The organism is Segatella copri (assembly GCF_024330485.1).
Lineage (GTDB): Bacteria > Bacteroidota > Bacteroidia > Bacteroidales > Bacteroidaceae > Prevotella > Prevotella copri_L.
Window position 1 is genome coordinate 1 of record NZ_JANDWX010000024.1, and the last position, 14,971, is coordinate 14,971.

Below are 14,971 nucleotides of genomic sequence, written 5' to 3' on the forward strand. Positions count from 1 at the left end.
CTTATTTTTTGAACACTAATAAACTTACATTTTTTGTCGGACAATCGCTAACATTTTATATAAAACTTTCTTAAAGAATTCTGCAGTTGGGCATTATGCACCAAAATTTGCGAAGAGCCTGCCTTCTTCGTGTAGAGGGGGTTCAGATCCTTCGGTCCCAAGGCAAAAGGCTCGGCATCCCAACGGAAATAGGCATCCGGGTCGTAGGCAAGACCGGCGCATCGGGTGATGTCTACACACTGCTTGTCGGGAGCGATACCCAGGAGCTGGGTGTAGTAAGCCATCGCCTTCTGCAGCACGGCATCGAAGAGTTCGAGCACGCTGATGTCGTCGTCATCTACAGGACGGTAGGCGCAGAATACTCTGAATCCCCTGCCGCTCACGGTGATATACTCTACCATCGTATGACTGTCGCCTCTCACCAGTTGGATAAGCTGCTCCATATCTTCCTTCTTCACATGGTCGAAGTCGAGCTGTAACATGTAGGTAGGTTTGAGGAAGTCGGCAAGTTGTCTGCCGTAGCCGTTCATGAGTGCCGAAACCGTGATGGCAGGCATCTCAGGCTTGTACTGGTCGGCAAACTGCTTGCTGATGGCGAGACGCTTGCGGTAAGTCTCAGTCATCATTCGTAGCTCAGGGCTAGAGGTAATCACGCTCTTGAGATACAACCAGTCGGCGAGTGGATGGCTCTCCGAAGATTTGATACAAGGGAAGTACGATGGCATCGTAGCTGCCTCATACATACAGTTGGTGTTTGATTCTTTTTCCATTTGATTAAAATTGTCTGTTATTTATACTATTTTCTTGTTTGCAACATTCTCTAAGAAAGAGTGTGGGTGAACACTTGGCGATGAAGTCGGTGAAGGGTGAACCCCGATGCCAACCTTTAGCGTTAATAATGTGTTAAAAACACTATATAACCCATTATAATAGAGACTCTTATATTTCTAGCATGCGCTGTATATACAAAGTTCTTTTTACTAGGGTTCACCCCTGAGCCGAAAAGGTGAATGCTTGGGGCAAGTGTTCACCCCGCTGTTCACCAATCGGTAACTGTCAGCAAAGATACGACAAAAGGGCGATAGAGAAATCGAAAATTACCACATTGTGGTAAAAATAAATAATTTAATTGTTAATTTAATTTAAAAGTTTTAGGAATGGAAAAAAGAAATTCCTTCTTTCTGCCGATGAGAAGTTGAAGCTCGCGGCTGAGATTTCGTCGAAGACTGCTGAGCAGCGTTTCGACAAGTTGTCAAACCGGTTAGTGAAGTCTGCCAAGCACATTTATTCAGAGAAGGCGACTTATCATGAGTTGACCGAAGGCATGCGTGCCTGGGTGTTGAAGAAGAGTGACATCAAGAAAGCGTTTCATCTGACTCGCAGTTTCTTTACTCATTTGAACAAGGGCGAGCATATGTTGCTCTCCGAGTTTGTTCGTTTTACCAATTGGATTTTCACCCATTATGCTAGCGAGGAGGTTCGCCTGAAGGTATGGATGGGTATTGGCACGGTGTTGTTCTGTCACACGAAGGAGAACGCCGATTACGGTTGGCATCCTTTCTCCCGTCCTCTCGACCAGATCTTAGAGGACATGATAGAGAAGGAAGTGAAGAAGCGAGTAGAGAAGGAGGAAAGAATCCGCGCTTTGAAGAAAGCCCAGGATGAGATAGGAAAATACTGATTTCACTTTTTTAGATTGAATCAGAACCATTAAGGCGCCGCCTTCCTGCTGGTGAAAACTGGCTGGAAGGGGGTGCTTTTTTCCTTTGTAACTTATTAATAATTAAAAGCCACTTCCTCTACCGCCATCTGATAAGTAGGTTCACTACCTACTGCTTCTGTGATAACATCCGTCCCTTATCCACTCGTCACCTCAATTTAACTGTCATTTAGCTAAAAATACATTTATTTATGTTAAAACATGTTTAAATGGGGGTGATTTGCAGAATCTACATGAATTATATACTTTTGCAACCAGAAATCAGTCTCCAAGTAATATACAAGGGGATTAGTTGACATAATGTTGAGGACCATTTAATAAGTCATAATAGGTTTATATTGGTTAACAACAAAGCAACAGTAATATTCAGGACAAATAGTTAAATAGTAAGTGATAAATGAAAAGGATAGCAGTTTTGCTGTTTTTTATTTTGGGAATTAAGACAGTAGGTTACTCACAAGATTTCGCCCTGAAGACGAACGGACTCTACTGGGCGACAACCACACTCAATATGGGCGTAGAAAAGGCAATCAGCAACCAGGTAACCCTGGAAGCAGATGTTGCATACAACCCCTGGACATTCAGGGAAGACAAGAAGATGCACCTTCTCTTGGTGCAGCCAGAAATGAAATACTGGCTGTGCGAAAAGTACGAAGGACATTTTGTTGGTATCCACCTGCATGGTGCTCAATTCTACGGAGGTTTTGGCAGCAAGCTCTACGATGGCTACTTGGCTGGCGGAGGCGTAACATACGGTTACGACTGGATTCTATCCCCTCACTGGAATCTGGAGGCAGCCATCGGTGTGGGATACGCCCACCTCTGGTACAAGCAAAGCCCTAACTTGCCCTGCATCAAGTGCCAGGAAAAGAAGAACGAGAACTATATCGGTCCTACCAAGGCTGCACTATCATTAGTCTATATCTTTTAAAAAAAAGTGCATCATTTAATCACAAAGAATATTATGGATGATAGAATGAAACTCAAAATAGTATATCTGGCTATAGCTGGTGTAGGCTTGGCTCTTCTGACGACTATGTCTTCATGCAGCAAACAGAACATTGTAAGTGATAAAAAGATTACATGTACTCCCGATTCCTTTATGCTTCTGCCAGATAGCAGCAATCAGGCTGCACTCAACCTTCAGGTTCATATCCCGAAGCATTATTTCTCGAAGAGAAGCCGTCTCTTCGTAATACCCGTATTGACAGACAGCGACAGCATCGTGGCTAAATACAAGCCTATAGTGCTGGATGCGCCAATCTACAGCAGGAAGATGGAACGTAAATGGGTGCTCGACAGCATTGCTGATCCATACGATTCTATTGCACAGAGAGTTACCAACACAAAAGTAGATTTATCCGTGTTATATAACGACACCATCACCCTGCCTGCCAACTTCCATAAGGGAAGCCTCGTGGCAGTGGCTTCTGCCGACGGATGCGGCGAATGCCGTGCCATCAGCCATACCAAGATAGCCGATGTGTTCCGTCCGGAAATCAAGAAGCAACTGCATCTCAACTGGATGAAGCATACCTTCGAGATCAAGCCGAAGATAAGAGAAGGAAAGGGCGTGGCACGACTTGAGTTTGCTATCAATAAATATGATATCAATCTCAAGATGAGCAACAACCAGGCTGAGCTCGACCACATGTTGAGCGATATAGCTCCAGTGCTCAGCGACAGCCTCGCTACCCTCACTTCTTTGGGCATCTATGGTCTGGCGTCAGCCGACGGCCCGCTGAAGTTTAACACCCCACTTTCCCGCAACCGTGCCAACTCAGCCCTGAAGTGGCTGCTTGCGCACATAGAGAATGGCGACAAGGTGAAGAAGATAGCCCGTATCGGTTCACGCCCTGAAGGATGGCAGCCGGTATTGGATGCGATGGTGGCCGCCGGCGATGCCGACAGCACGTTGGTGAAGAACATCCTGACCCGATATGCCAACTTCAACGATGATGTGCAGGAACGCTATATCCGCCGCCTGCCTATCTGGAACAGCATCAAGAAGAAGTATCTGCAGAAGAGCCGTAGCGTGGAATACACCTACACATACATCATCAAGAACTTCACCACCGATGAAGAAATGCTGCAGATGTACGAGCTCCGCCCAGATGCCTTCAGCGAAGATGAGTTCCTGCATGTGGCACAGATTGCAGAGAGCGCAGAAAAGCAGAAGCAGGTATATGAGACGACTTTGAAATATTACCCTATGTCGAAGATTGCTGCCAACAATCTTGCCATCCTACTCGAGAAAGAAGGCAAGATGGATGTGGCTGAAGAGATATTGAACCGCCAGAAGGTAGAAGAGGCTCTGATCAGCCAGAAGGCACTCACAGAATAAATTACAGCGTATGACAAGATTAGAATTTATCATATATGGTATGGCACTGGCTATGTCATTCACCTCGTGCGTTCGTGAAAATCTGGACCAATGTCCTCCTCTGAGTATCAACATCGAGGTGAAAGACAAGAATTATTTCAATGTCGACCAGACTGCACCCGAAGAGAAACGAGGTGAAAAACAGCCATTTAGATCATTCATCCCGACTCTATCCTATCGTCTGAGCCGACTCAACGACGACGGCACTCAGCAGGTTGTCGTAGAAGAAAAAGGTTTCGAAGTAGAAGGTGATGGATTAACTTATCCTGTAAGCTTCGACCCCGATATGCCTTTCGGAAAATACGTCTTTACGGTATGGGGAGGTATGAGGAAGCGAGGCGAACTCAATCTGGATAAAAACGAACTGTTGCTACATCCGGAGCACAGTCAGGGCGATGATGTTTATCAGGTTTGCGATACCCTCGTCTATGATGAAAACCATTATTGCTATACCAGCGAGATGGAGCGCACCAAGGGAAAACTGGTTATATGGACAGAGAATCTTCCTGTCGGGTATCATGTGATGGATACTGAAGTAAGCGATCTCTATGGAATAGTAAATCCAAGTTTCCTATATTCTGAAGAGACCAGCGTCTTTCATGAATCGGAAATTGAAGCTGGCGCCAAGACCAAGACCTCTATTTTCCTGGCTCCTTCTTTCCAGAAGGATGAGTCAGTGGTGGATGTCAATTTCTATAAGAATAGTAGCGAAGGTGCAGGCAGCAGTTCATCTGTGTTGACGCCTGATGACGTGAAGGTAAGCATGGAGCGCAACAAGATTACGGTGCTGAAATATGTGTACGATTCCGACCGCAATCGCTTCACCATCTATATGAAGGTGAACGACAACTGGGAGGAAATTCACGGCATGATATTGGATTGATAATTAATTTATACTCAATTTTTAAATTTATAATTTATGAAAAAAGGTATGTTTTTTGCGCTTGCAGCAAGCAGCTTGCTGTTCAGCGCATGTAGCAGTGACGACGCTGTGGTTAGCACAGAGGGTCAGAACGAGGCAGTACAGCAGATTGTATTGCAGGTAGCAAGTAGCGGTGATGGCTTGACAACACGTGCAGGCCGCCCATTGTATTCTTCAGAGGCTTTGCAGACTATCCAGAATGTTCGCGTCGTAATTTACAACGCAGATACGAAGGAGATTGTCAAAGACGCAACGCAGGACTGGACAAAGAGTACTACTTATAACAATCATGGACATGGACGCCAGTTTACTCTTACTTTCAAGGGTAATGATAGACTGGAGAAAGGTAACTACAAGGTTATGGCTGTAGGTTACAGCAATGAAAGTGACTACGAGTATTCTTTGAATGCAACAAGTGCAGTTGGCCTTACTTACAATGACATTACTGCAACCTTGAAGGCAGGCAAAAAAGAAGCAGAGGAAGTATTCGCTGGTGATGCAGATCTTAAAATCGGAGATGACAAGAAGATCACCAACCTTACTTCTGGTGAGGAGAATGGCGTAGCAGTAACCTTGCATCGTCAGGTAGCTGGTAGCTTCGGTTATTTCCAGAACATTCCTGCAAGTGTGAATGGCAAAGCAGCCGCAATCCTTCGTCTCGTAGTAAGAGATAAGAATGATATGTTGACTTTCAACAACTTCAACAGCTCATTCACAGATGCAGCAACCAGCACTATCAAGTATTATGTTAATGGTTCTAAATCTGCAAGTGCTGCTACTGCAGATGCAAAGTTCAATAACAAAGAGGATGGTTATGTGCTCTACTCTATCAATTTGAATACATGGTTCCCTGGTGGTGATCAGAACAGTGACGGTGTGCTGAATGCTGAAGATACCAACTGGAAACACCCTGATGGTGTAAATACTCAGGTTGTGAAGGGTTCTGTATTCGGAAGCAACTTCGTCATTCCATTTAAATACACAGAGGGTAAGAACACCATGGAGCTTCAGCTCTTGGATGCTGATAACAATATCATCAAGACTTGGACCGTTTCTATCCCAGCATCAGATTTAAATTCGAATAAAGCAAATGGAGCTACAGACGCAAGTGCTTCTATCTTCAACGTGGTTCGTAACCACATGTACAACTTGGGTGTGAAGACTTCAAATGGCACAACACCAGATCCAAGTAATCCTGATCCAAAGCCAACTGATCCAGATCCAGACAAACCAAAGCCAGGTACTGACGAGCCAGAAGACTTGAGCAAATCTCAGAACCTCATCTTGAAGGTGAACGACAACTGGGAGGCTATCCACAAGATGGAGCTGGGTGATTAATCTTACTACGTGCTCATAATATAGGCAGTATTAAGAAAAATATATCCAAGGGATGCACAGTGCCCGCTATAGGCACTCGCATCCCTTACTATCCCAACATCACAATATTTAATTTATCATTCATTTTATACGTAATTCCCATTCAAATCGAATAGGCGAACATTGAAATCGAATAGGCAAACATTGAAATCGAATAGACGAATATGATGAGAAAATCTATAAAAAACAGTTTAAATATAATCCTCGCTGCCAGTCTCCTAATGAGCTGCAGCGCAAGTAATGATGTGCCTGATACCCTCGCCGACGGCTCGCATGCCGTGAAGTTGAACATGAGAGTGGGTGTAAGCGCAGGTGTCGTTAACGGCTCACGAGAACTTGATACATGGGATGGAGCACAGCAGGTGAATGATATGAGAATCTACGTCTTCAGATGCCCCGAAGAAAAGAAGGGCACCTCAGAAGAAGCATATACCTATTGCACCCCTATTGGACCGGAAGCAGCCAAGAATGGTTACTATTCCGTTGACGCATTCAACAATAAAGAACCCTACTATTCTGCCGAGCACCAGAACATGCCCGAGCAGCATCTATACACCATCAAACCCTATCTGCAGAACGGCTACTACTACCAGTTTCTAGCCATAGGCAGAGATGACAAATACGCAACGAACAAAGTACTTACAGAACCCAAATTCACTGAAAAAGAAACGAAACTGGAGGACGCAAGAATCGCCCTCACCGAGGAGGCAAAAAACAGCGCCAAACTCGGTATCCTCAATACCACAGAGCTGTTTAGTGGCATCCTGCAAGACGAGAAGACACACGAGGAAGCCCCCGTTCTCGTAACGGAAGAGACGAAATACTTCCACCGCACGCTGACCGCCAGCCGTAACGTGGCCGGTCTGATGATTTACGTAGAAAACATCCCGGCACAGGTGGAGTCGAATGCAGCAGGAGACGTGAGTACCGTTACCTTCAGGCCCACCTCTCTATCCGTTGTAGCCACCGGCATCACCACCGAAACGCTGATAAGGCAGAAGCAGGCACCGGCAGATGCTGAACCGTTGACTTATCAGACGTTGGGCACCATCGACCTCACCCCCTCAAACGGATGGACCGTAGATGCTACAGAGAACATATTCAAGCGAGCTGAAGACTCCCAGAAAGGATGGAAGGCAAACAGCTACATGATAAGCAACTTCATGATGCCTACACCAGAGGGAAAAATGCAGAAAAGCAAGAACTCGGCAGAGAACGAGACCACCTTCTATCTGCATTACACGGATGGCAAGCACCACAGGTACGACAACATCAGGAAATCTACAACCACTGGCGACAAGTTCAAGTTCCCTATCGAGGCAAACCACCTGTATTGCCTGGGAGCCAAGAGCAAGACCGTGAACCAGCCATACGACCTGAAGGAGTATTACGAGCCGGTGATGACCGACGTGAAGGTTGAGATAGAACCAGCCTTCGAAAAAAGACATGAATTTGAAACAGAATAAACGTTACAAAACAGCATAAAAACGGAAATAGAATATGCAGAAATCAAGATTTAGCATCTATAAGATAAGCTCCATCAAGATGAACGCCATCAAGATGAACACCATCAGGATAGGCATGGCGGTAGGGGTTTGCTTCCTCCTCGCACTAGCCGCGGGATGCAGCAGCGATGCCGATCAGCCACCCTATCCAGATGGCAGCAATGGAGATGCAGGCATGAATCAGCCTTCGGAAAACGAAGATGAGATTACGACAGTTCCCTTCACCATCACTCTGGGCGGATTAAGCGGCAGCGATGGCAATGCCAAGCAAGATGGCAGAAACACCCGTGTAGCCCCTCCTGGTGCAGGATCCTCTTCCTCGTCGGGCACAATAGGTGAGGACTACGGATATGCCGAGACCGACAAAGTCAATGCCGTAAGGCTGATAGCTTTTCGCCGAAGAGTTCAGAACAAAGGAGAAAATACTGCAACCTATGATGCCGCAGTCAACGATATCCAGGGCTTCGAGTACGACCCTACCAACGACAAAGTGATTACTGGGAAACCCACGGTAGAAGACGTCAATGAAGACGATTATCTTTCGGGAAAGCCCCACAAGCACTATGTGGTAAAGGGCAAATTCGGCATCAGCAGGGGCTACGAATATCGCATCATTGCCCTCGCTTACAATAGCCAGGAGAAATCGCCCTATCCGCAGTATGAGGAAAACAATGTGGTTACCACGGAAATGCTCAATTTAAAAAAAGGTACTACATTTCAGGAGTTCAAGGCCACGTTTGCGAGTTACCTGGTCAATGATGATGGCAAAACCGACACCCCCAACAACTGGCTTGACTATCTAAAAAAAATAGTTCTCACACTAAATAATGTAGATTGCTTGAGCCGCCAGCTCATCACGGTGCCGCAGCTCTTCTATGGCACCCTCTACCAGCAGGGGGATGATACCCAAAATCCAATCATCTCTTCTGCTGATTACCAGAAGGAAAATCTGGGAAACAACACCCCTACGCCGCTTGTAGGAACACTCTATAGAGGCATGGCAGAAGTGGAGGTTCATATCACTCATGCCGCCCATTACAGCATTACAGCGCAGACGCAATGGTATTGCCTACTTGCCGACACCGTGCTTACCCAGATGCCTCTTACCAGCTACGACGGTTTTAAGCAGGGTGGGGAACCTATCAATAACTATTCAAAAAAGGGAGGCACCTATACCGCCATTGCCTATGCCCAATTTCCGGGTGAAGGCAAGGAAGTGGTGCTCAAGGCATTTGTGCTGCCAGGCAAGACCCATCTTGCCGTGAGAATAGGCCTCAAAGCCTATCCTCACGCCCACAACTATCAGATAAAGGCAAAGGATATGATGTCTTCTGAAGCAGCCACGTGCGTTATCGTGGTAGATGGAGTAAGCAACCTCTTCTATCTGAGACGAAACCATAAATATGTCTTCACATACGATGAGCAAAAGACACTTACAGACTCCAGACATTTGCTCGAATAAGATCAAGAGAATTATCAAGACGTTATGCTATGTTTTAAAATCAAACAGACAATGAAACTGCATTTTATATATAAAACTTTCATATCATTTTTGTTGGCATTCCTGATGGTTGTGCCCGCCTCTATCCAGGCGGCACAACCTCAGGATGACAACACCAGTCCCTATTTCGAGAGTGCTGCCGTTAGAGACTCGTTCAAGAACTGCAAGAAACCCATCTGGACCAACAACTGGGATGATCTGCCAGCCGACAAGCACCAAGACCATTTTGTGGAGTTCAACAATGACCCCAAATATTACAACATGACATTCCGTGAACTGCGCAACCGCCGTGCCCTTACGGGCGAATCGTGCACCATTAACAAATTGATTGGTGTGGTAGGCGTAGGCAGCTGGGCAAAGGATATGGGCGCCCTTACCGACGATTCACTCGACAACTATGCACAGGTGAACTCCGTGGTACGAGCAGGGGTAACCGTAGACCCGATAGTAAGTGTAAAAGATATGGATAATTACTATTCCAAGGGAACGGTGGCAGGCTTTACCATCGTGGCTGGTTCGGGTAGCAGCGTGCTGAGCCTCGATGTAATCAAGGCATTCTCCATCGGATTCTATCGCGACGGCAAACTGAAGGGTGTGAAGGCGGTAAGGGAAGGACAGAATGGTTCGGGAGTAACGCTGAAGCTGCTCCAGATACCGGGTTCCGACAACATCTGCGCCATGCTGACGGCAGAAAGCGACTGGCTCTTTGATGAAATCACTCTCGACTGCTCGGGCGGCATTCAGGCAGAAGTGGCGAATATTCTGAAAATCAAATATGCCTTCGTGGGCGAATCTACGGAGTTTACCATCACCGATGGAGGCATCAAAAAATACAACGAATATTTCAAAGACGACAAGCAGGTAGCGCTCAAAGAGATGAAAGGCTGGCGCCCTATTATCCTCGGCATCCCCCTGCCTTTCCTGGACGGCGATATAAAGAAGATGACAGATGATGATCTGGACAATTTCGCCACCATCGTCCCTCTTCTTGACATAGGTTACCAGGGCGGAGCCAAGTTTATGATGCAGAACAACAAGAACCCGCAAGGCGAAGCATTCGAGGCTGGCATGGAGGCTGGCTTCAAATACAAGATGGATGCCCTGCTGAGCCTCAATGCAGGAACATGGGTCAACGTGCTGCTCTTCGACCACAAGGGAAACAAGGTGCAGGAAGAAACGATTTCTGCCCAGGTGCTCCACCTCTCGCTGGTGCAGATTGGCGACGGAACGGTGAGCATCAAGGCAAAGGTGCCGTTTTCAGGATGCGAAATCAGATTCCTTACGGTTCTCGGAGTTGATGCAGGCGCCATTGGCATCCACTATGGATTCGTAAGAATGGCTCCAGATGTATCCCACCGGTGCCCCATCAATCCTACCATCAGCAGCAATGTCTGCCAATCGCAGACTTCGTTTACTCTCCGTTCTAATCCGAAAGTAAGCGTAACATGGAGTCTGGTGAATGCATGGGATTTGAAAAATAACGATATTCTTGCCACCACACCAGTAAAGGTTACCTCTGATGGTCAAGTTACCAATCTGGAACCTGGTAAATATACCTTCAGGGCCACGGCTCAGGACGGATGTTATGATGAAACCACCATTACCGTAGGTGGTTTTAATGATGGAAATACAACTTGTGGCAAACCACTTGTCAACAAACTGGGTGAAGATTTCTACGAGGTATCGCCTAAGATTCACGAAACATCCGGCTCGCTGCTTTCTGTCTCTGAACTCAAGGATAGAGACAATATTATCAAAGGTGAATATGATAAATATGCCGAATATATAGGTGGCTTGAGTCTTGCCGATAACCTCTGCATCATCGGAATTCACCGCAAGGATGGTCAACTGATATACGATGCTACCGACCGACACGAAGGTGAATCAGAGCCGGATGCCGTCAAGAGAGCTCAACCTAAGCGCATTGGTTTTGTGGTAGAGGCTGATGCTACAGTAATCAATTTGCATGCCCTGCAATTCCTGCAGATACGCTGCTATAACCAAGGCAAGGAAGTATATCGCCATCTGATAGATGAGAACAATGCGATTAGTGCAGATATTGCAGGTTCAGACAAGCTGCAAAAGATAAGATATTCTATCGAAGTTCCATCCTACGACAGCAAAGACAAACAGATTCAGATGGATGAGTTCCAACTCTGGAATTCGGGTGTACTCAATCTGGGCGGTTCTAAACTCCGTATCTACTATGCCTTTATTGAGGAGGCTGCCGATGACTGTTCTTCGCCACTTGCATGTAGCAGTCTGGTGATGTCGCATAATCATTCACATACTACCATCAATGCTAATGAAACCAAATTTGGCGGAGCGGTGAGTGTGGCTACTGTAGATGATAACTTAGGTTATCTGGTGGATGATGACTTGAATACCTATATGGCGGTTGCCAATACGGTAAGTCTGGGAGTTGGTCAAACATTCGCCGTAAAGATGGGTAGAACACTCGACTATCATCATCAGTTGGGAATTGTCATTGACAACAAGACTTTCCTGGCAGCCGTAGATGTAGGAGACTGGCTAACGGTAGAAACCTTCAAAGACGGTAATTCTACGGGAGATAAATTTACCGACTGGAAGGTGATTTCCGCTGATGTAGCGGGTTATGGCGATAAGAATATCCTCTTCTTTCAGCCAAAGAAAGCGTATGACGAGGTGCGATTAACTTTAGCCAAAATTGTAGGCGCATTGGATGTGCAGAAATTATACGGACTCGTGACACGTGGTGATATTGATAATGATGGTATTCCTGACTGTAAGGACGACAAGTCGTGCGTAGATGGTGTAGACGATATCGTTGTCAACAATGTATGCGTAGGAGATACGATTGTCGTAACTGCTACCGGATTGACCGGAGTAGATTATCATCTTTACTTCGGTGATAAGAATGCGGGAGATAATGGCATCGTGTCTCTGCATTCTACATCAGACACCAAGAACAATATAAAATATTCTTATATCACCAAGAAGCCGGGCGAATATCAGCTCAGTTTCTTCGACGGCAGCGGGAGGCCACTCTCTTCAGTAGTATATCAGGTTCATCCATTACAGACCCGATGGCTTCCGAGTGCATCTACCAATGAATGGAACAAGTGGGACAACTGGAGCGACGGTTCGCCTTACTGCTGCACCAACGCCATCATTTCGTCGGATGCCGATAACTTCCCAATGCTGGGCACGCCAGTGAAGCCAGCCGACTACTGCTGCAAGGACATCTTCTTCGAACCCCGTTCGGCGGTGGATAACGTGCCATCGCTCAACTATCGCAAGGCATGGGTAGAACTGGAGCAGAAGCCGAACCATTACTATCTGCTGAGTGCACCACTCAAGCAGATGTACACGGGCGATATGTTCATGCCTGCCGACACCACGAAGGCGAAATACTTCGAGGATCTGAACGAAGGAAACTGGAAGGAACAGCGCTTCAACCCGAGCATCTACCAGCGCCTCTGGGCGGCTGCGCATCCGGGTAAGATTTATTCGCTAGACAGCAAGGGAAATCCGGTTTTGACGGATGATAAAACGCTCGCCGTGAAAGAGGCCACCTGGTCGCACAACTTCAATGCCGTGGCTAAGCCTTACGGCATGGGTGAAGGCTTCTCTATGTGGATAGACAACGGCAATCTGCCGGCTACCAATAAGTTCTGTATCCGCCTGCCTAAGGCGCATAAAGAATATAGTTACTTCGTGGATTACGATCAGGAGAAAGTGGCTAGTGAAACAGTGACGAAAGATGCAGATAAGATAAACCGTTTCATCTACGAACCGGATTCTCCGCAGGAGGGCGACTTGACGATGGAATATAAGTATCTGTCGGAAGGCAAGGAAGTGACGGAGAACCGCACGGTGTTCGTGGGGCAGAGCGAGTATTATATTACGCTGAAATCGGATATTCCTACGCAGACCTTCGTGCTGGGCAACCCATTCATGAGCCGCCTGAATATCAAGAAGTTCCTGGAGGTGAATGAGAACGTGAGCAGTGTGAAGGTGGAAGTAGAGAATGAATTAGGAGATATGGAAGAGCAGACAGTAAGCAAGGTCGCTTCTACGGGCAATGCCACCACCATCGCCCCAATGCAGGCATTCTATGTTACCACAAATGATAAGCCGAGTACGGAAATCACCCTGCTGCTCACCCCAGAAATGATTGGTGGAAGCAAGAAGGCTACTGAGGAAAGTAAACCTGCTGAAGCCAAGGGACTGAAAGTGTGTGTGGAAAGCCTGAAGACGCGAAGCAAATCAGCAGCTATGCTGGTGATGGAGAATTCAGAAACTGCTTATGATGTTTCTGCCGGTTCTTCTTTCAAGAACTCTGTATGGGTTCCAACTCTTCTGGATAGTGAAGTGAAGTCACCTTTGAAGGTATTTGGTATTCAGCAGAGTCAGGCTTACGATATCCTTCCGATGACTGGCGCTACATCTTTAGGAATCTATCTGTCGCAAAAGGATAGCATCCGTATCGAGGTAAAACCTATTCAGGGTGTTGATATGAGCGGATATGTTCTCCATGATATGCTTTCGGGTGCCGATTATTCACTTGATTCTCCTCTCATTATTGCGGATGCCGAGACCTCGTTAGGCAGATTTGTTATCAGAAGCCGTTATGGAAGTACAGATGTGACATCTGTCGATACTGATCAGCGCATCAGTATTGTTCAGGAAGGTTCTTCTGTCCTCGTGCAATCTGCCTGCGGTCTGCTCAAGAGTGTCAAGGTCATAGACCTGAATGGCAGAATCATCAGCAGGGTACAGGGAAATGGTTCAAGGTGTTTAAAGGCGAGCATAGCCACAGGCATTCAAATCATACACATAGAATTGACAGATGGTAGCAGCAAGGACTATAAGATGATTTTCTAAGTGAAATCAGAATAGCGAATTACATCTTTTACTTATAATTATCCCTGCCAGCTTGTGAAAGCTGGCAGGGATTTTTATTTGAAAATCAAAAGATTCAAAGAATCATATATTGAGTCCACTTGAAAAAGTCATTTTTACGAAACGTGTCATTGATTGTCAATAAGTTACAAAGACAAAAATATGATTCAGGACTTTTTCAAGTGGACTCAGTACATTTAATTTTGAGTGCTAAATTACTCTTTATTTTCGACATATGCAAGAGTCGTGAAAATACTTAATTTTCACAATGTATACGATTTTTTTAATGATTCTCAGAAAAGTATACAAAATAGGGGAAAAAGTGAGCAATTTACGTTACTCGCCTTCTTCCCCTTACTTTTATAAATTTACGGTAGGTGCAGAGCGATGCACAATCCTTATTTCATCGCCATCTTGATAGAATCCTTACCCACCTTGGCGATAACCAAAGACTCGGAAACAGCATAAGAGGGTGTAACTTAATATACTACCCACTCATTAATTTAGTGTAAACTTGCATTTAGGAAAGTTCGAACACCCATAAAAAGAGCCATATCTTCCATTGCGTAAAACTAACTGACCACCACATTGTGGGCAAACACCTTGCCTTATTAAACTCTTTGCTCTATATTGCCTATCTTTAACATTCTGCTTGTGCTGTCTAATTTCTTCCTTA

General features: G+C 45.9%; 10 protein-coding genes. 8 read left to right on the forward strand and 2 right to left on the reverse strand.

Going from position 1 to position 14,971, the window contains the following annotated elements:
* Nucleotides 1-47 precede the first annotated feature (47 nt).
* Nucleotides 48-770: a BT4734/BF3469 family protein gene (locus NNC77_RS12050; protein WP_254971185.1), complete on the reverse strand. Its 723-nt coding sequence runs from the start codon at nucleotides 768-770 to the stop codon at nucleotides 48-50.
* Between the two features lie 425 nt (nucleotides 771-1,195).
* Here NNC77_RS12050 and NNC77_RS12055 point away from each other — a divergent pair, with 425 nt between their 5' ends.
* The 8 genes from NNC77_RS12055 to NNC77_RS12090 all read left to right on the forward strand — a co-directional run bounded on the left by NNC77_RS12055 (nucleotide 1,196) and on the right by NNC77_RS12090 (nucleotide 14,277).
* Complete coding sequence (locus NNC77_RS12055; protein WP_118153704.1) at nucleotides 1,196-1,681, forward strand: hypothetical protein; 486 nt, start codon at nucleotides 1,196-1,198, stop codon at nucleotides 1,679-1,681.
* Nucleotides 1,682-2,117: 436 nt separating this feature from the next.
* The gene (locus NNC77_RS12060; RefSeq protein ID WP_254971182.1) at nucleotides 2,118-2,651 is read left to right on the forward strand and encodes a DUF3575 domain-containing protein; all 534 of its coding nucleotides are present in this window, start codon (nucleotides 2,118-2,120) and stop codon (nucleotides 2,649-2,651) included.
* Nucleotides 2,652-2,696: 45 nt separating this feature from the next.
* Entirely contained in the window at nucleotides 2,697-4,064 is a 1,368-nt protein-coding gene (locus NNC77_RS12065; RefSeq protein WP_254971180.1) for a DUF4139 domain-containing protein, read from the forward strand.
* 10 nt (nucleotides 4,065-4,074) lie between these two features.
* Nucleotides 4,075-4,986 (forward strand): hypothetical protein, encoded by a 912-nt coding sequence (locus NNC77_RS12070; protein WP_254971179.1) that lies wholly within the window; start codon nucleotides 4,075-4,077, stop codon nucleotides 4,984-4,986.
* Between the two features lie 48 nt (nucleotides 4,987-5,034).
* Complete coding sequence (locus NNC77_RS12075; protein ID WP_254971178.1) at nucleotides 5,035-6,363, forward strand: hypothetical protein; 1,329 nt, start codon at nucleotides 5,035-5,037, stop codon at nucleotides 6,361-6,363.
* A 203-nt stretch (nucleotides 6,364-6,566) separates the two neighbouring features.
* Nucleotides 6,567-7,868, forward strand: coding sequence for a hypothetical protein (locus NNC77_RS12080; RefSeq protein ID WP_254971177.1), 1,302 nt, complete (start codon nucleotides 6,567-6,569; stop codon nucleotides 7,866-7,868).
* Between the two features lie 34 nt (nucleotides 7,869-7,902).
* Entirely contained in the window at nucleotides 7,903-9,369 is a 1,467-nt protein-coding gene (locus NNC77_RS12085; RefSeq protein WP_254971175.1) for a hypothetical protein, read from the forward strand.
* A 51-nt stretch (nucleotides 9,370-9,420) separates the two neighbouring features.
* Nucleotides 9,421-14,277 carry a hypothetical protein gene (locus NNC77_RS12090; RefSeq protein WP_254971174.1) on the forward strand — a complete coding sequence of 1,619 codons (4,857 nt, stop codon included), beginning with the start codon at nucleotides 9,421-9,423 and terminating at the stop codon, nucleotides 14,275-14,277.
* A 516-nt stretch (nucleotides 14,278-14,793) separates the two neighbouring features.
* On the opposite strand, the gene NNC77_RS16725 is transcribed toward NNC77_RS12090, so the two are convergent.
* The gene (locus NNC77_RS16725; protein WP_118153756.1) at nucleotides 14,794-14,961 is read right to left on the reverse strand and encodes a topoisomerase DNA-binding C4 zinc finger domain-containing protein; all 168 of its coding nucleotides are present in this window, start codon (nucleotides 14,959-14,961) and stop codon (nucleotides 14,794-14,796) included.
* Between the last annotated feature and the right edge of the window lie 10 nt (nucleotides 14,962-14,971).